Raw genomic sequence first — 20,096 nt, forward strand, 5'->3', positions numbered from 1 at the left:
TGTTTTTACACATTCAGCAAAGTATAGTATCGGGCTGCCTCTGTACTAATTAATGTTTGTTAAACAGCCTTTGTGTTTCCCACACCAGGAGAAACACCTTTTAAAATTTTTTTATACAAGTTCAAATGCTTTGTTAATCTCCTGGGTGTGCTGCCCTGGCTTGGGAGCAGATTTAGGGGAGAACAACTTTTGCCTATCGATGCGGATAGGGCAACGCGTGGTCCTGATGCGGTCGCCATCGGCTGATACCGTTTCCTGCTCCATCTGCAGTACTTTGTAGCCTTCGTGGTTCAGGAACTCCTCGTAGTTCTGCACATCTGCACACCAGATATCGGCAGGCTCCAGCACAGCCAGCCACTCGGCGGTAGTGCGCTCCTTCAGGAAAGCGCCCAGTTTTGCCATTATCTCATCGCGGTACACAAACCAGGAATCGCTGCCTTTGTAGGCCAGCAGTTCGTAGCAGCCCAGCTTTTCGCCCAGCACATCCACATCCTCCATCGCCATGGCAATGTAACGGTCTTTTGTTTTGTAGATACCGTAAGGAGCGCTCAGGTAGGCATTGCCATTCCCCTGCTTTGCCCGCTCCGGCTGTTTGCCACCGTCGTTGAGGTAGGTCGTCAGCAGCTCGAACTGGAAATCGAGGATAGACTCCAGCAGGCTTACTTCTACCAGGGCACCTTGTTTGGTTTTGCCCCTGCGGATAAGGGCCGCCAGGATACCTTGTGCAAAGTGGGCACCGCACATCATATCGGCTACCGCCAGACCAAACGGTGTTGGCAAATCGTTTTTATCGCCGCTCAAATGCGTTAAACCTGACAGGGACTGCACGAGCAAATCCTGCCCCGGTTTTTTGGCCCAGGGGCCTTTGTTACCGTAGCCGGTTACCACGCCGTAAATGAGGCGCGGGTTTATTTTGCTTACCGTAGCGTAGTCGAGGCCAATCTTTTCCATCACACCCGGACGGAAATTGTGGGTCATGACGTCGGCTTTGGCAATCAGTTTTTTTATGCGTTCCAGGTCTTCGGGCGACTTGAGGTCGGCCGCGTAAGACTCTTTGTTTCGGTTGATGGTATGAAATACAATGCTATCGTCGCCGGAAAAAAGGTTTTTAATGGCAATCTGACGGCCACTCTCTCCTTTTCCGGGTCGTTCTATTTTAATCACCCTCGCCCCCAGGTCCGCCAATCGCAGACCTGCTGAAGGTCCCGCCATAAACTGGCTGAACTCCAGCACTACCAGATTCTCCAGTGGCTTCATTTTCTCGATTCGTTATACAAAATATTAAGTTCGTTCAGCACCTTTTCCTCACTACCGCCGTGCATCATGTAGTTCCGGATGGGGTTGCCGCCATGGTCCTGGAAGTGCATGTAGCCGTTGTACCGTGGCCGCAGGAAAGCCCTGTCGAGCGTAGGCAGCGTGGACTGCAGCACATCAGCAGCATAGCTGTTGTTGAAAGTGTCGGTCCAGGCCGCACGATGGCCCGGTTGCCCGCCGGTGGCAAAATAAAGGGTACGCTGGCACTCCGCAGAGGCCACGAATTCGGCGTATTTAACGGCAATATCTACATGCTGGCAGGTCCTGGAAATAGCTAGCCCTGTGCCGCCAATGGTACTGCGCAGCTTACCAGTGCTCCCGAAAGAAACGATGTCGTGGAACTGCAGCAGGTTCTGGGCATAGCCCGGGCGGGAGTAGTTGGTATAGCCATAGGCAAAGGGGCAGTACACGTACTTGTCGGTGCGCGACATGGCCTCGTACACTTTTATCGGGTTCATGTCGAAACAGGCCGGGTCTACGAGCTGCGCCAGTTGTCGCATGGTCTGCAGCGCCTTCACCCCCACTTCCGGCGACACTACCTCCGACTCCGACAGGAACGGCTCTTCGCCGTGCGCCAGGCAGAACATGTAGAAATTCATCAGGGTATCAATCGGAATAGCCGGGAAAATAACATGTCCATCCGATGCCAACGCCAGCACATCATCAAACGTCTGAGGCAGTTTCAGGCCGCGCTGCTCCAGCAGGTCGGGGCGGCAGGAGGCTACCGGTGTGGCCGCATCGATGGCGAGTGCCCACTGGTGACCGTCGTAGGTGTAGCTGCGGTGCGAGGCGCCAACAGAATTGGCGGCCTGGTCGGCCATAAATGCTTCCGGCAGGTACTCATCCAGCGGCACCAGCGTCTGATTTTTTGCGACAAAACCAGCCCAGGGGTGGTCGATAACAATCATATCGAAGTCGCTTGCCAGCTGGCCCAGCGGCTTATCAGCAAAATCCTGCAGCGAGCGTTTTACCCACTGTATATCTACTTCCGGATGTAATTCACCAAAACGTTGTGCTGTAGCCACCATGGGAACTAAGCCCCTGCTGTGGTCCCAGGTTATTCCTCTTAACTTGATTTTTCCGGAAGACATAATGCGTGTTAGTATTTTTGTTCAAATATAAATATAAAATTTATTTATGAAATAAACTAAAGTAAATTAATTTTTATCTTCACTGATAAATAAGATATTCCGGAACAACAGCAGTTTTACATTAAAAGTGCAATTCTGTATAAGGCTTTTTTACAGAATACCGGTAAGCTGCACATCTTTTTCGCGCTCTTTCGGATTCACTTTCAACTCTTTAACCTTTCCGTTCTCCAAAACGCCTTCTACGGTGGTGTTATAAGGGGCATGCAGCTTAAACTTCACATTCCATTCTTTGGGCCAGGCCGGGAACAGAAATATTTTTTTTCCGTCGGTCTGCAGCAGCATCTCCTGGAGGCCAATCATGCCGGAGCCGCCCCAGTTATGGTCAGGCACCCAGTCGTGGCCCGGTCCCCAGAAGGCGGGGAAGCGGCGGCCGCTGTCCTGCAGTTTTTTGATGGCCAGTTCTGCCGCTTCGTCGGTTAAGCCGAGGCGGGCCGTGAAGATATTGTCCTGGTGCCAGCTGGTGTGGTTGCGGTTTTTGATGGCAGTGGTGTCGTATTTCCAGGTGTTGATGGCGACATCCAGGTCGGGTTTGCCGATGCCGTAGATACCGTACGGGAACACCGGGTACAGCTGCGGTATTTCGGAGTTCTGTGCCCGCTCCCAGGTTTTGGCCGGCGCTATGGTTTTGTGGCCCTGCATCTCGCGGAACGGAATAGGCGGCACCCGCTTCAGCATCTCTTCCCATTTGGTGCGCTGTTCAGCAGAGGCGTAGGTATCGGGTAGTTCGAGCAAACGGGTAAGCACCGTGCGCAGACCGGCGATGGTAGAGCTGGCGTTGTTTGCCATCTTAAAGGTTTCGGCGGCCGTGCCCGGGTAGAGCACCAGGTGGCCATCCTGGTCGAGTTTTTTGGCGCCGCGCATGCCCGCCCGGTACTGGTAGTGCTCATCAAAAAAGACCAACGTGCTTTCGAGCAGCGGCAGGTACTTACTGATGTCTTTGCCGGTGTAGCGCTGCCAGTCCAGTATCATCAAACTGAAGTCGAGGGCAGTATCCCAGTGGTATTCGAGCCAGGCGTTGTACTCCACCCCCGGGTCGAAACCTTCGGGGCGTTTGGTGCCATACTCGGCATAGTTGGGCAGGCCAAAGTTTTCGATTTGTTCGGTAAACGAAGCACCTTTGTGGCCCCAGTAGTGCTGCGTGCGCAGTTCCGCATTCGGCAACAGGCGCAGGTAGAAGTTGAACTGTGGCGGCATCATATCGAAATCGCCGCTCTTGAGCATGGGCCAGTACACCAGGCGCTGGTTCTGGGCCGTAAAGGTACCGCCACCCCAGTTCCGGAAGTCAGGTGTGAAGGGGTATTTCTGGTCTACAAAAAACGGGTCGACGGTAAAGAGGCCGCCGTTGAATTTGGTCGGATAGGTGCCGTAGGCGTTGCAGCCCAGCATGTAGCGGAACAACTGGTAATTGCGCCCCACCTGCCAGGGAGCCGAAGCCGGATCTGGCTGGTCCGGATTGATAAAAATGTAGCTGCGTTGCCAGTAGTTTTTCCACCAGGCTTGGGTTTTACGTTGCGCCGTTTTTTCGGCTTTTTTGGCTTCTGAAATGATTTTCTGCAGGCCCTGCTGCCACTCCGCTACAGTGGCCGCATTGGCGATGTGCAGGTATACTTCCAGCTTTTGCTCTTTGCGGGGGGATTTGCTTTGCAGTTTCCAGGCTTTATAGGGGGTGTCTACGTACTCTCCCTGGCTTACTCCACCAGCCACCATTCCCTCTCCACGTAGCAGGCCACCAAAGGTGAGTTGGTGCAACGGATTGTAGAGCTGCTGCTTTACCGGCATGAGTTGCTGCTGCCGCACGGTCAGGTCGAAGATGGTGGAGTCCTGGTTGCGGTGGTAGAACAGTACGTCCTGCCCCTTAAAAGTAATCTCATCTTTGTAGCTGACGGTGGGCGTTTTTATCCATTTAAGCGAACCGGAAAATTTCTCGCCCTGCGCCAGCTCCCGGTCTTCGGTGCGCCAGTTTTCATAAAAGGCGGTTGTCTGCACCGGCTGGTTGCTTTTAACATCCACATGAATGACCGGGCGGAACACATCGACCCAGGCGTTTATGGTAGCCGTATGTTTGCCTTTGCTGCCGGTTACCTGCACATACCCCTCCCCCAGCTTCAGTTCCTGCTTAAAGGCTGTTCCCTCCTCAAAAGGGTTTGGCGACAGCTTTACCCGCACCCGACCAAACTTCGGAAAGATGTTATTCTCTTCGAAAGCGCCGCTCCGGGACATGTAAAAAAGCAGCTCCCCGTTCTCCACCCACACGTTCAGGCCGATATCGCCGCCCCCGCAGGGCATCGATTCGCTGGCGTTGTTGCTTTGCGTTGTCCAGACAACGTTGTACTGGTCCAGTTCAGCAGGTTGGGCTGAAGCGGGCAGTTTCGTACCAAAACTAAAGAGCAAAAGCAGGAGGCAGTATGGCTGCAGGAGTGTTTTCATTAGTAAACTTTCTGTTCAAAAATAAATTTACTGCTTTTTAGCAAATTTATCCGTGGATGTGCAATAAAAATAAATGCAGCGCACACTTCATAAAGCAAACGCTGCATAAACAGAACAAGGAAATCTGAAAAATAATCCCGATTATGATTTTTTAGTTGTGCAGCTTTGTTCCGGATGAGTTAGGTTTAAGGAATATGCTCCCGTATTTTTTTCAGGAATCGCAGAAGCAAATGAAAGTAATTTGTAAAGTGCTTGTGCAGGAGCAGTGGCTGTGGTGACTGCAGCAGCAGAACTTTGTAGCAAGAAATTTCCTTAAAATGCTACGACAAGCACGAGAAGTTAAACATCCGAGGTTACAGCCAACAGCATCTGTTCTGCTGAAGCTGCAACCTCAGATGTTTTTGCATTAATAAATCATCTTAATAATTCGGATTCGGTGTGAGCTTTGGATTGTTGTCGATCTCCGATGCGGGGAAAGGCAACTCATAATTCCGCTGCTCAAACACAAGTGGCGTACCGGCCGGCGTTCGTAAGGTCGGCAATTTGGTGTGCGCGATGTTCCAACGCTTCAGGTCATTGTAGCGCTGGCCTTCCAGTGCAAGTTCTATACGACGTTCGTGGCGGATGAAATCGCGCAACTTTTCCTTCGTGTTGTACTTCGCCTGATCAACAGGGAGCATGTTTACCCCTGGACGGTTCCTTACCTGGTTTAGGGCATCGTATACAGCAGCACTCGGGCCGTTTGCTTCGTTCATTGCTTCGGCATACATCAGCAGCACATCGGCATAGCGCAGGTGGATATAATCCTGGTCTGAAGAAGTGGCAGAAGCAGGGGTGATAGGTGCACGTGCCAGTTCAACATACTTCTCCATCAGGAATCCTGTTTTTGGATCGTAGCTATCCGTATAGGGCACTCCTGCAGCATTTTTCCAGACTTCGCCCGGAAGCTTAACGGTCATGTCCAGGCGCGGATCACGGTTGGCATACGGATTACCCGGATCATACAGTGGCGACTCTGATGGCATTTTTCCATCTGTCATCTCATACTCATCCACCAGATCCTTGTAAGGCTGCATCAACGACCACAAGCCTAATTCAATATCCATCCCCGCAGCTCCGGGACTGGTTCTATGCACATTGTTTGGTGCCAGGTACTGCGTGGAGAACATAATTTCTTTATTCACAGCCGCATTCGCCTGACCTGCTCTTGTAAACAAAGCCGCGTAGTTATTGGAAAGTCCAAATTTACCTGTTGTAATTATTTGCTGCAGGACAGGAACAGCTTCGTTCCATTTCTTCTGCGTAACGAGCACTCTGCCCAGCATGCCCTGTGCGCTTCCCTTTACGGCATGCCCGTTATACTTTTCGTCAGGCAGGTTATTGATGGCAAACTTCAGGTCTTCCTCGATAAATGCATACACATCTGCTTTAGGACTTTTTGCTATTTTAGCCTCCTCCAGCGTAGCCGGGAAGTTTTTGTATATGATCACGTCGCCAAAGCTCTGCACCAGGTCAAAATAGGCTAAGGCCCTGATAAATCTTACTTCTGCTTTATAAACATTTTTTTGGGCATCGCTCATAGGCGCCTTGTCTACGTTGTCCAGGAAGTAATTGCAACTGGCAATCGCCCTGTACGGGGTGCTGTACATGTTTATCATAGCGCCGCCAGTTGAGGGCGATATACTACCTATGGTCATGTTGTGCATACCACCTTGATTTCCGTTTCCCGGGTCTAAGTAAGCATTATCAGAGAGCCCATCCAGGTACACCCTTTCATAGCCCAGGAAGTTTTGCTGCAGGCGTGAATAAACACCGGCTAATGCCGTTTGCACATCGGCTTCAGAAGACCAGAAAACCTGAGTGGAGACACTGTTTAAAGGATTTTTGTCCAGGAAATCATCGTTGCAGGAAGTTCCGAATACCAGCAGGCAGGCTGATAAGCATAAGGATAATTTATAGTTCGTTCGCATTTGTTTTAAGCTTAAAATTTAACATTGGTACCAAAATTAAAGATACGAACCTGCGGATACTGCGAGAAGTTACCCGTCATGCTGGCTCTTTCTGGATCGCCGCCTTCGTAATCTGTCCAGGTAAGCAGGTTGTCACCTGAAAAGTACACACTCAGCTCTTTCATTTTCAGGCGGGATGTGATGGCGTTTGGTATAGTGTAAGAAAGCATCACATTTTTCATTCGCAGATACGAAGCATCCTTTAGGTAATAAGTAGAACCTGTATAACTTGATACCCCCGGATGGTTTCCGGCTATATAAAGGGCAGGCAACTCATTGGTTGGGTTCTCAGGGGTCCAGGCATTGCGCCATTTGGTAGTTGGGGCAGTTCCCTGCATAAACGGATCTACACCCCAGTTATTAACCCGTGCTTTCAGGCCCTGCACTCCCTGGAAGAAAGCAGTCAGTTGGAATCCTTTATAGCCAGCGTTAAACCCGAAGGAATAGGTATAATCCGGATAAGCACCACCAACCACAATGCGGTCGTCGCCATTCACTTTCCCGTCGCCATTCTGGTCTTTAATTTTCAGGTCTCCTGGTTGAGGATTCTTGTTTCCTTCGTACTCAGGCAACTTAGATTTCTTATTTTCATCGAAATCACTTTCCTGCATTATACCAATCCACTCGTACAAATAGTGAGCATCAAAAGCATAACCTACCTCCCTGATGGAACTTCCTTTAGAGGGTACCGGAATTTCCAGCACCTCGTTCTTAGCCGTTGAGATCAGGAAATTGGCACCGTACGACACTTCTCCTATTTTATTCTGGTGAGTAAGATCCAGTTCAATACCAGTACTTCTCATTTTACCGATATTTTGTGTCGGGCTGCTTAGGCCCAGGCTGTAAGGTACCGGCTGCCCCGCCAGAATATCGTAAGATGTTTTCCGGAACCAATCAAACGAAACGCCCAGCAAACCTCTGCTTAACGCGAAGTCTAAACCATAATCAACAATTCTGGTAGATTCCCACACAAGGCTTTTATCCCTAAGCTGGTTTACCACACCCCCCTGCTGTAAGGAGGTATTGCCAAATGGGTAAGCTGTATTGATTGAAATAATGTCCTGGTAAGCATATGTTCCAATGTTCTGGTTTCCCAGTGTACCATAAGAAGCTCTAAATTTCAGCAGGTCAACCCAATTTACGTTATCCTTAAAAAAGCTTTCATCCGATACCAGCCATCCGGCGGAAACAGAAGGAAAAAGTCCCCAACGGTAACCTGGCGAAACCCTGGACGTACCGTCATAACGGAGATTTGTTTCCAGCAGGTACTTGCCCTTATAGTTGTAATTCACGCGACCGAAATAAGAACGTAAGGCCCATTCTTCAGGTCCGGGAAGCCCAGGCAGACGCGGATGGGTAAAGAACAGCGACTGGTTTTCTGTAGTGTAGCCTGTAAGTTCATCCAGCACCGGAGCAACCGAATTAATCCGCCTTGCTCTCAAGGCCTGCTGCCTGTAGGAAATCTGCTCATAGCCTGCCAATGCATTCAGGTTATGGTCAGCGCCAAACTTTGTTTCGTAGGTTAGAGTGGAGAACAGTGTCGGCGTTATATCCTTTGCATACTGATCGGTGACACCTAACACATCCGGTCCATACGTAGCCATTTTATAGTCACCGGTTTCAGGATCTTTTTCCTGTAACAAATAAGCCTTGTAAGGCACCTGGTGCATTTTATAAAATTCATCTACATAGTTCACTGCCACTTTAGACGACCAGGTTAACCCTTTGAACGGCTTGATATCGATATACGCCTGCCCGTTCAGGTTGTACTCTTTACTGTTCTGGTTACCCATGGCGTAGTATTCCTGCGGATTACGGTTTCTACCTTCCGTCTGGTAAGCTCTTGATACAATTCTGCCACTGCCATCGGGCAGGAACGGCCCATAAAGCGGACCGGTTGCATAAATCGACAAGGCCATACCTTCACCTGTAAACGGTGGTTCCTTACGATCTTTGTAGGTGAGGTTCATGGTAGTTCCCACCGTTACATACTTACTTAAATCGGTGGCATAATTTAACAGGGCATTATACCTTTTAAAATTATAGCCTTTTATAAGCGCATCCTGGTCCAGGTATCCCAACGAGAGGTTATAGACACTGTTTTCTCCCCCACCCGACACGGATAAACTGTGGTTGGTAACGGTAGCAGGATTTATGTAATAGTCAATCGCATCGAAGTTAGGATACTGCGGATTTCCATTAGAATTTCTGTACTTTTCAATATCCGCCGGGTCGTATTTGAACGCAACGCCAGACCTTTCCGCTGCCTGATTATACATCTCCATATACTCAGCGGAGTTGGTTATCAGATCGGGCAGAGCGGTAGCTACGTGCCTGGCTACATTGGCCCGGTAACTAACTGTAGGCTGGCCTTTTTTGCCTTTTTTGGTTGTTACCAGGATAACGCCGTTCGCAGCCCTCGATCCATAAATAGAAGCAGAAGCTGCATCTTTCAACACCGAAACGCTTTCTATATCATCCGGTGAGAGGTTGTTAAAGGAACCGGCAACTCCGTCAATCAAAACCAGGGGAGCAGAACTACCACCAAACGTTCCACGACCGCGAATCAGGAAATTTGGATTGTCGCGCCCAGGTTCTCCTGAAGGCTGTGTTACCTGCAGGCCCGTCACCCGGCCTTGCAGCAGGTTGGCGGCGTTGGGCGCAGGTCTTTCTGTTAGTGTTTTGCCTGAAACAGAGGCCACTGAACCAGTCAGGTTAACTTTTCGCTGGGTACCGTAGCCAACTACAACCAACTCTTCCAGGGCTTTGGCATCGGGAGCCAGGGTAACATTTACAGTAGCCCGGTTATTTACCGGTATTTCCTGTGTTGTGTAACCCACAAAGGAGATCACCAGTGTGCCGTTCCCATCCGGAACAGCGAGCGAGAAGTCCCCGGCAATATCTGTAACAGTCCCGTTGGAGGTTCCTTTCAGCATAACCGTTACCCCAGGCAGTCCCTGTCCTTTTTCATCGAGAATTCTTCCTGACACACGCTGACTCTGCACAGCCGAAACGCCGGCAATGTTTGAGTCGCGCAGCCCCAGAGATGCCAATACTTTTTCCTGCTTATTTACGGCAAGATGTCCTGCAGACGCCAAATCCTGCCCTAAGCTCATTTGCCACGTTCCCAGCAACACGCATGGGAGCAGCAGTCTTTTTAATGGGTACACTGTTCTCATAGAATCCTTATTTATGAAACAAAAAATTTTAAAACCACAGCCCGGATGCACTACCTGCCAGTGCATTCGGGGAAAAATGCCTGTATCTTTCTTCTGACCAAATCAGTTTAAAGCCACTCAAGCAGCAAAACCACCTCTCAATAAAGACAATATTCTCCCTCCGCTATTTACATAGCTATCCTGTTCCTGTGCAGCGGCACAACCTACACCTCCCTTAAAAAATTATTGATTATTTAGCTGTAAATCTCAACTCCTTCAGATTCTTACTCTAACTAACGTTTGTTTCGGATGCATTTTAAAAAAAATGCTGCACCTCTTACAGCATTCCACCACTAAAGTATCAGTTATTCTTCTTTTCTATTGATATGCGCAGGAAGCAGCACTTGTGCTTCTTTCAATAGCCCTTTGTGTAATTCAAAAGTAAAAAAATAATTCATATGTAAAAATTTTTCAACTGATAATTATCAATTTTTTTTCTGGTTTAATACGTTCTTTTTCTCACCACTTTCCGGTATGTGTTTCAGGCTTCTCCATTCTGTGAGGAGCAGTTGGAAATAGCAGGACCTACAGTGGCTGTGGTGACTGCAGCAGCAGATTATTTCCTGGTAAAGCGACCGCCACCACTTGCGCAAAAGTGCTTTTCCTGGCGTCTACATCCTGCTGGCGCCTTTGGAACTTTGCTGCACCTGCCACCACAGCCTCTGCTCCTGCTCTTAAATAAAAAGAGGCATCCCTAGCTGGAATGCCTCTTTATTCTTACTATCTGTTTCAGCCAATAGGCTTTCTGTCTCACCATTTCTGCATTAGTAGCTTTTTATATGTTTGTCAATGGTTATTACGATAGCCAATTTAATGAACAGAGAAGGTTAATACCCATTATTACCAAACTCTTCCGTATTAGAGATAGCATCAAGAAAAGATTGGGGTATTGGTCTTTTTGTGTGTTTAGACTCGTCAAAGTTTACAGCCACAACCGGATTAGTCTGCTCAAAATAACTTTTGGTAAGTCTACCTGTTCTCTTCAAATCAATCCAACGCATGTGCTCGCCGGCAAGTTCTCTTGCCCTTTCCTTTAAAATGAAATCAATATCAATTTCCCCGGCAGAAACTATTTGCTCGGCTTCTCTTGAGGTGATTGCTGCTCTTTTCCTGATCACATTTACATATTCAGAAGCCTTAGCTTTATCATTGTTGTACAAGAGGGCAGCCTCTGCAGCAACCAGGTAAATGTCTCCTAAACGAATAATCGGAATATCTCCCAGCCAGTACTGGTTGCTTTGTACATAAAGCGGAGCAGAAAACTTTCTGAAAGCCGGATACACATTAATCAGGTTTGGCTCATTGGGATACTGAGACGGATCTTTATAAGCATTTGTTCCAGCTTCAAAAATATCGCTCGGGTCTACAACCAAATACGGCATTTTGCTTTTCTCCTCGGCAGGGATTGTCCAGTTTGGCGTAAAAACAGCCAATCCTGCATCGTTTGCCACATTTGTCTGTTCCTCCAGATTTAACTGGTAATAGTTAACATTTTGAGGAGCTTTCGCGATTGTATTCTTAATGGTGTAGCCAATTACCGAAGGATCTTTTTTATAGGTTGTTGCCATCGCTTCTGTAATCGTTTTATTGGTAGCAGCATAAAACTTATACGTAAATGTTTCTGCAAACCGGGTATCTGCCGGATTTTCAACAGGCGTGAAAACGCTTGTTAACAGGTATTTACTTGGTCTTAGCATGCGGCTATTGGCTCGCCCATACAATAAGCTTTTATCACCGGTTCCCCATTCGGCACCTCTACCACCTAAATCAGGTAAATAATACTGTCTTGTACGGCCTCTGTTCCACCACTCCGGATTTAACCCCTGAATATGGTCGTTAGCCTGAAGAAACAGAAATTCGGAGTTATTCTTATTATTTTGCCCATCCCAGAGTTTGGAGTAACCCGATTTCGTATTGTCACTTAGATACAGGGCCGTTTCATATTTAGCCTGGTTGTTGATCAATTCTTCGGCAGTTTCTAAAGCGAGCTTTGCATATTCCTGCACTTCTCCTAACCGGGTTCTTTGCAAATAAGCTTTTGCAAGCAAAGCATAGGCTGCCTTTTTGGAAGCTCTACCCCGTAAATCTTGTCTGATAGGCAAGTGCTCCGTCGCAAATTTCAGATCTGAAATAATGAGGTCGTAAAACTCTTTTTCCGAACTACGCTTCGGGCTGTTATCTACACCATCCACAATAGCTGATGTTTTCCTGAGTACAACTCCCCCAAAATTTTCTACGAGCATAAAGTTAGAGAAGGCTCTTAAGAAATAAGCCTCCGCCAGTTTTGCATTCAGAGCTTCCTGCGTATCATAACCTTCAACTTCCTTAGCATAATGAATGGCTGTGTTGCACAGGTTAATGGTGGAATAAGCAGTTCCCCATATTACCCGCAGGTTACCATCTGTTGTGGTTAGCCTGTTATCGTAAAGGGCATACCCGGCGCCATTGTTACCGGTATTTTCCCAAAGATCCGTTCCTGCTTCTGTGGGAGATACGTAATCTACCTTCCCGTGCAGGAAGTAAAGATCAGCATAGCAGGCATTTATCAGACCTTCAAAACCTGCTGCTTTCGTATAAGATTTTTCCGTGGAAACAGTTGTCAGGTTTTCTTCATCCAAACTGCAGGAGGTTAACATACTCGCAGAAACTACTGCAAGGGATAAAACGATGGACTTAAATGTCTTCATTATAATACTATTTATATCTACAGAGATAAATTAACACCAAAAACTACTTGCTTGTACAATGGGAAAGAATCAGCACCACCACTTTCCGGGTCCACATTCTTTAATAAATGGCTTCGGGTAAAGATGAGCGGGTTATATGCCGTCCCATAAATACGCATTCTGCTGATGCCGAACTTGCTTCCAAGTTCTGTCGGCAGCGAGTAACCTAATGTGATGTTTTTAATTTTCAGATAGGACCCATCTACCAGCGTGAGCGCCGATTCGAACTGTGTGTTAAACCCACCACCTGGTCTTGGGAAGTCATTTGTCGGGTTATCAGGCATCCAGTAATCATAGGTAGCCGGTTGCGCCACTCTGTTCCAGTATCCCAACACCTGGGCATTAACCATTTGTCCGTACCGGGCAGTCGTAAACACCGTCAGGTCAAAGTTTCTGTACTTAACCGTATTCTGGAAGCCAAAGAACCACTTGGGAACGCTGTTGCCTACAATCATTCTGTCTTTGGCTGAATAAGTATGCACGCCGCCATCGGACACGCCATCTGCATCGAACTGCTCTACTGTCTGCAGTTTAATGTCACCTGGCTTTGCACCGTATTTAGCGGCTTCATCCTCTTCGCCAAGCTGCCAGATACCCGTTTTTTTGTATCCATAGAAAACGCCTCGTGCAGGGTGACCAATAAACAGGTTCTCTGAAACCAGCTCAGCCACTGTTAACTTGCCCAGATCAATGTCAACTAATCTTTCCACTGCAGTGGTAAAGGTGAAAGAAGAGTTCCATTGGAAATTTGTCGTTTCTATATTCCTGGTTCCTACCGTAAACTCCCATCCTTTATTCTCGGAGGTAGCAATATTGGAGGTTTTCTTGTATGGCGTTTTAGAGTCGTATCCTCCCGAACTTGTCGGTAATCTTCTGTCCCACAAAATACCGGTTGTTCTGGTCTGGTAATATTCAGCGCTAAAATCAATTCTGTTTTTGAATACAGATAAATCCAGACCAAAGTTAGTGTTAGCAGAACGTTCCCAGGTAAGGTCCGGGTTTGTGATGTGCTCGGTTGGAGTATACACCGGCAGTGCCGCACCTCCGCCTAACGAGAGATTGGCTGTTTTCGTAGCGGTTCTTGTAAGGCTCACATAGGGGTCGATAGAGGCCAGACCAGAAATACCATAACCAGCTCTTAACTTCATGTTATCCAGCCAGGACTTGGTGCCTTGCATAAACCCTTCGTCGCTGATCCACCAGGCCACGGAAGCAGAAGGGAAAGAGGACCATTTATTGCCATCTGCCAGCTGAGACACACCGTCCCAACGGTTTGTCAGCTGGAACAAATATTTCCCTTTAAAGCTATAGTTAAACCTTCCTGCAAAAGACATTCTTTTGGTCTGGCTGTAGTCGTTGCTGCGATTGCTGATGTTCTGCACAGCAGCCATGTTGTAGAACAGGAAATCGTCGTAATCCAGCCCTGTACCGGCAATGGAGGCTCCTTCCCTTCTGCTGTCAGCCCACGAAGTAATCCCTGTTAATCCGATCTGATGGTCCTTCAAAAGGGTGGCGTTGTAGTTCAGGATATTCTCCCAGATATAGCTATAGTTAAAGCCTGTGCTATAAGCTGCTTCAGATGCTACTTTTCCTTCAGAAAGTAAGTTGTAAGAGTTCCTGTTTGCAAAGTTTCCTGCACGGCTACCAGACAGGTTCGTACCGAAGTTTGACCTAAAGGAAAGGTTCTTAACCGGAGTAAACTCTACATAAGGGTTAAACTGGATGTTAAAGCTTCTGGATTGGTTCGCAAAAGCCCCTGGATAATTGTTTGCCAGGATGCTGACATTATTCGCATCGCCTTCTATGGGGAACAGGCTCACGGTGCCATCTTCGTTATAGGGCATACCCAGCGGATACACACTATATGCCTTGTTAACACGGCTGTTGGTTGAATTGCTGCTGCGATAATTTAAGATGGATTGAAAACCTGCCTTAAACGCTTTGTTGAACTTTAAATCAATACCACCCCTGGAATTATACATATCGACTTTGTCGTTTTTATAAATTCCTTTTTCGCCGATGTAGCCCAGCGACAGGTAGGCCTGCGCCGTTTCGGTGCCTCCTCTTACCGAGAAGTGGTGGTTTTGCTGCGTTCCTGTCTGCAGCGTCTCATCCACCCAATTTACCCACTGTCCCGACTCAATTGCTTTTTTTCCTGCCTCTGTAAAACCCAGATCGGTCAAGTCGGTGGCCTCGTAGCCTTTATCCATATAGAATTTATCTCTATGGTAGTTCAGCCATGCATCACCTGTAAGGGGCTTCGGGAAAGATGCGAATCCGTTAATGCCATAATAGCTGTTCACATCAATCTGCACTTTGCCTGCCTTTGCCTTTTTGGTTGTTATCATAATAACGCCGTTGGCACCAGCTGAACCATAAATTGCTGTTGAAGAAGCATCCTTCAACACATCAATGGACTCTATATCGTTCGGGTTCAGGTTATCGATACTGGAAGGAATACCGTCCACAATGTAAAGTGGCGACTGGCTTGCGGTCAAAGACCTGTTTCCCCTTAAAAGAACCGAAGGAGAGCTTCCGGCTCTTCCTGATTCACGCTGTATGTCCAACCCTGAAACCCTGCCCTGTAAAGCCTCCATTGGGCTACTAACCGGGCTAAGTGCAATTGCTTCTGCTTTAACTGAAGATACAGCACCTGTTAAGTCTCGCTTCCTGGTAGTACCGTACCCCACCACTACTACCTCCTCCAATGCGGAATTACTTTCTGCAAGCGTCACACTGATGTTTGTTCTTCCCTGCGTTGCTACCTCTTGTGTTGCATAGCCCAGATAACTAAAAACCAGTATTTCGTTTGCATTTGGTAGTGAAAGCCTGAAATTTCCGTTAACATCCGTTACAGTACCGGTATTGGTACCTTTAATTCTGACTGTTACACCGATCAGTGCTTCTCCTTTACTGTCTTTAACGGTACCAGTTACCTCTGCCTCTCTTTTACCTGGCTTAGAAACAGCATACTTCATTGTACTAAAATCCAGGTTTTCTGCCATACCTGAACATGGTGGAAAAAGGGCGATTAAAAAGAGCCCATAGGCCGCTTTTAACACTTTACCCTTCCTTCCCGGGCTTTGTAAAGTTGACTTCATTGTTTATTTGGTTTATTTGATAATGAGTATTTTTCTTCAGCAACCGAATTCAATGTTTAAACATATAACTAACATTAGTCAATCTGACATATAAAAAAAAGCTGTAGTATTTACAGCATAAAAAATTATAAATTGATTGCGATTTCTCTTATCTAGTTTAGTACATGGTTTAGACTGGCATGTGCAGGAGACAGCGCCTTACTTTGTCAAAAAGTGCACCTTAAAGTGTTCAAAAATAAAAGTTCTTTTTATATATAAAAAAATTCGCTGCTGAAATTTATTAATTTTTTTCTAATTTTTCTTAATCATTTTCCTCGCCTCTTCTCAGCATACATGTTATAACATGTAATTTATAACAGAAAGGGTAATTTGGGGAAAAAGGAAGTGCTACAGTGGCTGTGGTGACTGCAGCAGAACACTTTATTTGCAGCTACAGCAAGCTCCAGATGCAGCTCCAAGCATGTTACTTGTTTCCCGACTACTTTCTGATGCCAATTTGATTTACTGCACCTGCCACCACATCCTCTGCTGTGCTTTATAAGAGGATGTATTACGAAAGACAGGAATGGTGGAGAAAAAAAAAGAAGCTGCAAAGTCCCTATACAGGTATTTGCAGCTTCTCAATAATGTCAGCTTCGCGTAATAAAATTAAATCCCCTGCTTTTTCTTTAGTTCTTCTGTTGCCTTCCTTAAATCGTATCCTTCTGCTGACAGGTAGTTGTTGGCCCTGCCCCTGTACTTGGCGAACCACTGATGAATTTCTTTGGATGAAGCAGCACTCATGGCATTTTCGCGCGCTTCCAGCAGATAGTTCATCACTTTTGTCTTTTGTGCTTCCGTCAGGTTAGGCAGCATGGCTAAAAACCGGGTATAGTCTTTTGCAAGCCCGTCATCCGTCATAGCATCCTTCACCTTTTCAACCTCTGATGGAGTTAGCTCTTTTGACAGTTGTGCCAGGTACTGCTGATGCAGCTCGTCCAGCTTTTCTTTGGCTTCGGTCCAGGCGGTGGTTACGGCAGCATCGGCGGCACCCTGGTTAGTTGCAGCCAGCTTGTTAGCAGCTTCTACCTGTTTGTTTCGGGTGTCGTGAATTGCTACCTGGCTGTAGTAGTGCTGCCTGATAATTTCCCTTACTTCTTTTGCTTTGGCAGGTTCAGCAATTGCAAGCGCGGCCACCACTTTGTCGGCTGCTGCCTCTGACTTCTTTACTTTAGTCAGCCAGACGGCTTCAGCACCTTTTAAATCGTAACCGGCAGCTGTCAGGTAGTTCGTAATTTTGCCTTTGTATTTCCCGAACCAGGCAAGCTTTTCTTTTGAGGAACCGCCATCCATGGCATGTTCCCTTGCTTCGGTAAGCCAGGCATGAATCTGTGCCTTTTGCTCTTCTGTCAGGTCAGGCAACATGGCCAGGTAGTTTCTGTAAGTAATGGGCAGGGCGTTGTAGGTCATACCGTCCTTCACCTGGTCTACCTGCGTGGGAGTCAGCTCCGCCGACAGCTTTGCCAGGTACCGGGTGTGCAGTTTCGCAACTCTGGCATCTGTTTTTTGATTTATTGCTGCTGTGCGGGCATCGGCTGCTGCCTTATCGGCACCTAGCTTCTTTTTTACGGCTTCGATTTTAGCATCGCGTGTATCCTGTAACGCGCGCAGGTTCACATACTGTTCTGCAATTATGTCGCGTGCACGTGTGGCTTTGGTGGCATCTGCAAAGCTGAGTGTGGCTACAATTTTATCTGCCCGCTCTTTAACAACCTCCTGGTAGGCGACTGCTTCTTGCCTGGCTGTTGTTTTGCTCTGCGACAATGCTGGTAAAGCAGGTACTGAAAAAGTAAGCGTTAGTCCTAGCAGGCATGCATAGCCGGTAAACCGCTCTTTCTGGTTCTTCATATCTATTTATAATTTCTAAATACAAATCAATTTCTGTTGTAATTATTGGGCGAGGGTATCGGTGCTATTCATTGAATCGCCACAGCCTATTTTATTATATATATAATTATTACAATAAAAAATCATCCCAATTAAGCTTGATTATTACAAATTAAGGTATTAAAAAAGGGAGGACAAGCCTCCCTTTTCCATACTATAATTTATACTATTGCAGGGGATCGAAATCACCATTGCCAGTCAACGCAGGCCATCCCTGTGTTTGTTGTAAATGTGGAGAAACAGATAATATGTTCTGATGTAAGCCAAAGAAGTAATACTCATTGAACCAGGTAAACTTCCAGTTGTTTGTGGTAGGATCAAGGTTATCTCTTTCCTTTACAACAAAATAATTATCATACAGGTAATCCAGGTATTCATCATAGTTAGTGATACCACTAGGATAACTTGCAGGCTGTCGGTCAATAACCGGAATATTTCCAGCATTATTCCTTATAAGAGGGTTATCAGTACCTACATACGGAGTTCCGTCAGATTTTTTCACATAAATCCAGTACCCGGTTCTGCGGGTTCCGTTTATGGGCTCCATTCCTAACCGGTCCAGGGTATTAACTTCCGGATGCCTGTCGTACAACATCCAGCGCCTTAAATCCCAGAAACGCTTCCCTTCATACGCAAATTCAATTTGTCTTTCACGCAGTACCGCGGCAAACAACATATCGCGGTCCCCTACAGCATCACTCAATCCATAAGAACCATCATTATTTTCAAGCCCTGCACGTTCTCTGATGGCCTTGATACCTTCCAGTCCCTCATCCAATCTATCAATGCCAATGGCTGCTTCTGCCAGGTTTAATATAACTTCGGCAAAACGCAATTCCATATAGTCAGTAGTACTAACATTAAAGTTGCCTAATCCATTGCTTGCAGTTGGGTTGGTAGCTTTCCTGAGATAGATACCGGAACTATTAGGGTTGGTTTCAGTATATCTGTTTGGCTGAAGCGTATTAGCCTGTGCTGCATTGTTAAACCAGGAGTAGGTCCATTGCCTGAAATTAGGATTAGCACTATGAGGCCATAAAGCTCCATTAAATACAAAGGTCTTATAGAAACGAGGATCCCTGTTTTTATAGAACTTATTCGGATCATAGGTATAAGCAGATGTTGGATCGCCTTTCATCTTTCCGTCCTTCATGGGGAAAGCATCAACCATTTGCTTTGTCGGGGAGATGGAGCCACCACCTAATAGTTCTCTGGAGCGGGCTGCCTGCTCATGACCATTATTCCTTCTGGTTTGGTCTGAGGTTACGTTATTATAATTGTAAACTATAACAGCCTCAGGATTATTACTCTGAACAAACCACATGTTTTCCCAGGCCTGTGCATTGGCAAGACCTCCCGCTTTAAACAACCCAAAGCCGCCTCTTTCCAATATTTCCTTAGCTTCTTTGTTTGCATCGTAGGCTCTTTGCCAGCGTGACCGGTCATCAGATCGGTTAAACTGTGGGCTTGCCCATGTTAATAGAACACGTCCTTTCAGGGCGGCAGCTGCTCCGCTTGTTATTCTTCCCCAATCCGCAGATGATGACCATTTGTCCGGAAGCATACTTTTGGCAGCATCCAGATCTTTTACAATTTGCTCCAGCGTTTCTGACGATTTGCTACGGGGTACTGCATTGGCATTTGAACCCTCCTCAATAATAGGATTCTGAGCAGTTAGAACTAGGGGAACGCCACCATAACGCCTGAGCAACTCAAAATACTGAAATGCTCTCCAAAATAGCACTTGTCCTTTCAAGCGCGCTCTGGTTTCCTCAGGTAGCCCATGCTTATCAATTTCGTCCATAAAAAGGTTCATTTGCCTGATTCTGGTCCAGGTATTGTTTTGAACACCATTGGCAGGAACTCGCTCTGCAAAGTACTGGAGGGCATGGTTTTGATTGTTGGCTATAGTAGCCCATGGTTTATTCCAATCGCTCTCGCCCGCCAGCTCATCTGTAGTTTGGGTAAAATCGTCCGTAAACTGTCCTCTTGCGCCGGTTTGATGATGAATGAAGGGTTGTCCATTATTATCAGGCTGAAACAGAAAGTAGATAAAATCTACATAAGCCTGAGCCATAACGGGGTCTTTAAAAACTTCCTCATTCATGCCCGTTAAATCTACTTTCTCTTGCAGGAAATCATCCTTACAACTTGCAATCACCAGCATCAATGAAGCCAGTAGATATATGATTTTATTTCGTTTCATAATCATTTTTAACATCTT

General features: G+C 46.9%; 9 protein-coding genes. All 9 read right to left on the reverse strand.

Features of this window, described 5'->3' with window-relative positions:
* Positions 1 to 111 precede the first annotated feature (111 nt).
* The gene (locus tag DCW36_RS08665; protein WP_114782922.1) at positions 112 to 1,257 is read right to left on the reverse strand and encodes a CaiB/BaiF CoA transferase family protein; all 1,146 of its coding nucleotides are present in this window, start codon (positions 1,255 to 1,257) and stop codon (positions 112 to 114) included.
* The gene (locus tag DCW36_RS08670; RefSeq protein ID WP_114782923.1) at positions 1,254 to 2,405 is read right to left on the reverse strand and encodes an ABC transporter substrate-binding protein; all 1,152 of its coding nucleotides are present in this window, start codon (positions 2,403 to 2,405) and stop codon (positions 1,254 to 1,256) included. The genes DCW36_RS08665 and DCW36_RS08670 overlap by 4 nt, the downstream gene beginning before the upstream one ends.
* 150 nt (positions 2,406 to 2,555) lie before the next feature.
* Positions 2,556 to 4,892, reverse strand: a complete 2,337-nt coding sequence (locus DCW36_RS08675; RefSeq protein ID WP_114782924.1) for a DUF5703 domain-containing protein — start codon at positions 4,890 to 4,892, stop codon at positions 2,556 to 2,558.
* A gap of 419 nt (positions 4,893 to 5,311) precedes the next feature.
* Positions 5,312 to 6,862 (reverse strand): RagB/SusD family nutrient uptake outer membrane protein, encoded by a 1,551-nt coding sequence (locus DCW36_RS08680; RefSeq protein ID WP_114782925.1) that lies wholly within the window; start codon positions 6,860 to 6,862, stop codon positions 5,312 to 5,314.
* Between the two features lie 11 nt (positions 6,863 to 6,873).
* Entirely contained in the window at positions 6,874 to 10,080 is a 3,207-nt protein-coding gene (locus DCW36_RS08685) for a SusC/RagA family TonB-linked outer membrane protein (RefSeq protein ID WP_164891076.1), read from the reverse strand.
* An 866-nt stretch (positions 10,081 to 10,946) separates the two neighbouring features.
* Positions 10,947 to 12,806 (reverse strand): RagB/SusD family nutrient uptake outer membrane protein, encoded by a 1,860-nt coding sequence (locus tag DCW36_RS08690; RefSeq protein WP_114782927.1) that lies wholly within the window; start codon positions 12,804 to 12,806, stop codon positions 10,947 to 10,949.
* A 17-nt stretch (positions 12,807 to 12,823) separates the two neighbouring features.
* Positions 12,824 to 15,850 carry a SusC/RagA family TonB-linked outer membrane protein gene (locus DCW36_RS08695; RefSeq protein WP_164891077.1) on the reverse strand — a complete coding sequence of 1,009 codons (3,027 nt, stop codon included), beginning with the start codon at positions 15,848 to 15,850 and terminating at the stop codon, positions 12,824 to 12,826.
* Between the two features lie 744 nt (positions 15,851 to 16,594).
* Positions 16,595 to 17,833, reverse strand: a complete 1,239-nt coding sequence (locus DCW36_RS08700; protein ID WP_114782929.1) for a DUF3826 domain-containing protein — start codon at positions 17,831 to 17,833, stop codon at positions 16,595 to 16,597.
* A gap of 205 nt (positions 17,834 to 18,038) precedes the next feature.
* On the reverse strand, positions 18,039 to 20,093 hold the full coding sequence (locus DCW36_RS08705; RefSeq protein WP_240676102.1) for a RagB/SusD family nutrient uptake outer membrane protein: 2,055 nt from the start codon (positions 20,091 to 20,093) through the stop codon (positions 18,039 to 18,041).
* Positions 20,094 to 20,096: the final 3 nt, after the last annotated feature.

It is taken from the genome of Botryobacter ruber (genome assembly GCF_003347595.2).
Taxonomy (GTDB): Bacteria; Bacteroidota; Bacteroidia; order Cytophagales; family Hymenobacteraceae; genus Pontibacter; species Pontibacter ruber_A.

Coding starts and splice junctions, on each gene's coding strand:
- DCW36_RS08680 (WP_114782925.1), bottom strand. CDS start 6,862: ATGCGAACGAACTATAAATTATCCTTATGCTTATCAGCCTGCCTGCTG.
- DCW36_RS08705 (WP_240676102.1), bottom strand. CDS start 20,093: ATGTTAAAAATGATTATGAAACGAAATAAAATCATATATCTACTGGCT.
- DCW36_RS08695 (WP_164891077.1), bottom strand. CDS start 15,850: ATGGCAGAAAACCTGGATTTTAGTACAATGAAGTATGCTGTTTCTAAG.
- DCW36_RS08675 (WP_114782924.1), bottom strand. CDS start 4,892: ATGAAAACACTCCTGCAGCCATACTGCCTCCTGCTTTTGCTCTTTAGT.
- DCW36_RS08665 (WP_114782922.1), bottom strand. CDS start 1,257: ATGAAGCCACTGGAGAATCTGGTAGTGCTGGAGTTCAGCCAGTTTATG.
- DCW36_RS08670 (WP_114782923.1), bottom strand. CDS start 2,405: ATGTCTTCCGGAAAAATCAAGTTAAGAGGAATAACCTGGGACCACAGC.
- DCW36_RS08685 (WP_164891076.1), bottom strand. CDS start 10,080: ATGAGAACAGTGTACCCATTAAAAAGACTGCTGCTCCCATGCGTGTTG.
- DCW36_RS08690 (WP_114782927.1), bottom strand. CDS start 12,806: ATGAAGACATTTAAGTCCATCGTTTTATCCCTTGCAGTAGTTTCTGCG.
- DCW36_RS08700 (WP_114782929.1), bottom strand. CDS start 17,833: ATGAAGAACCAGAAAGAGCGGTTTACCGGCTATGCATGCCTGCTAGGA.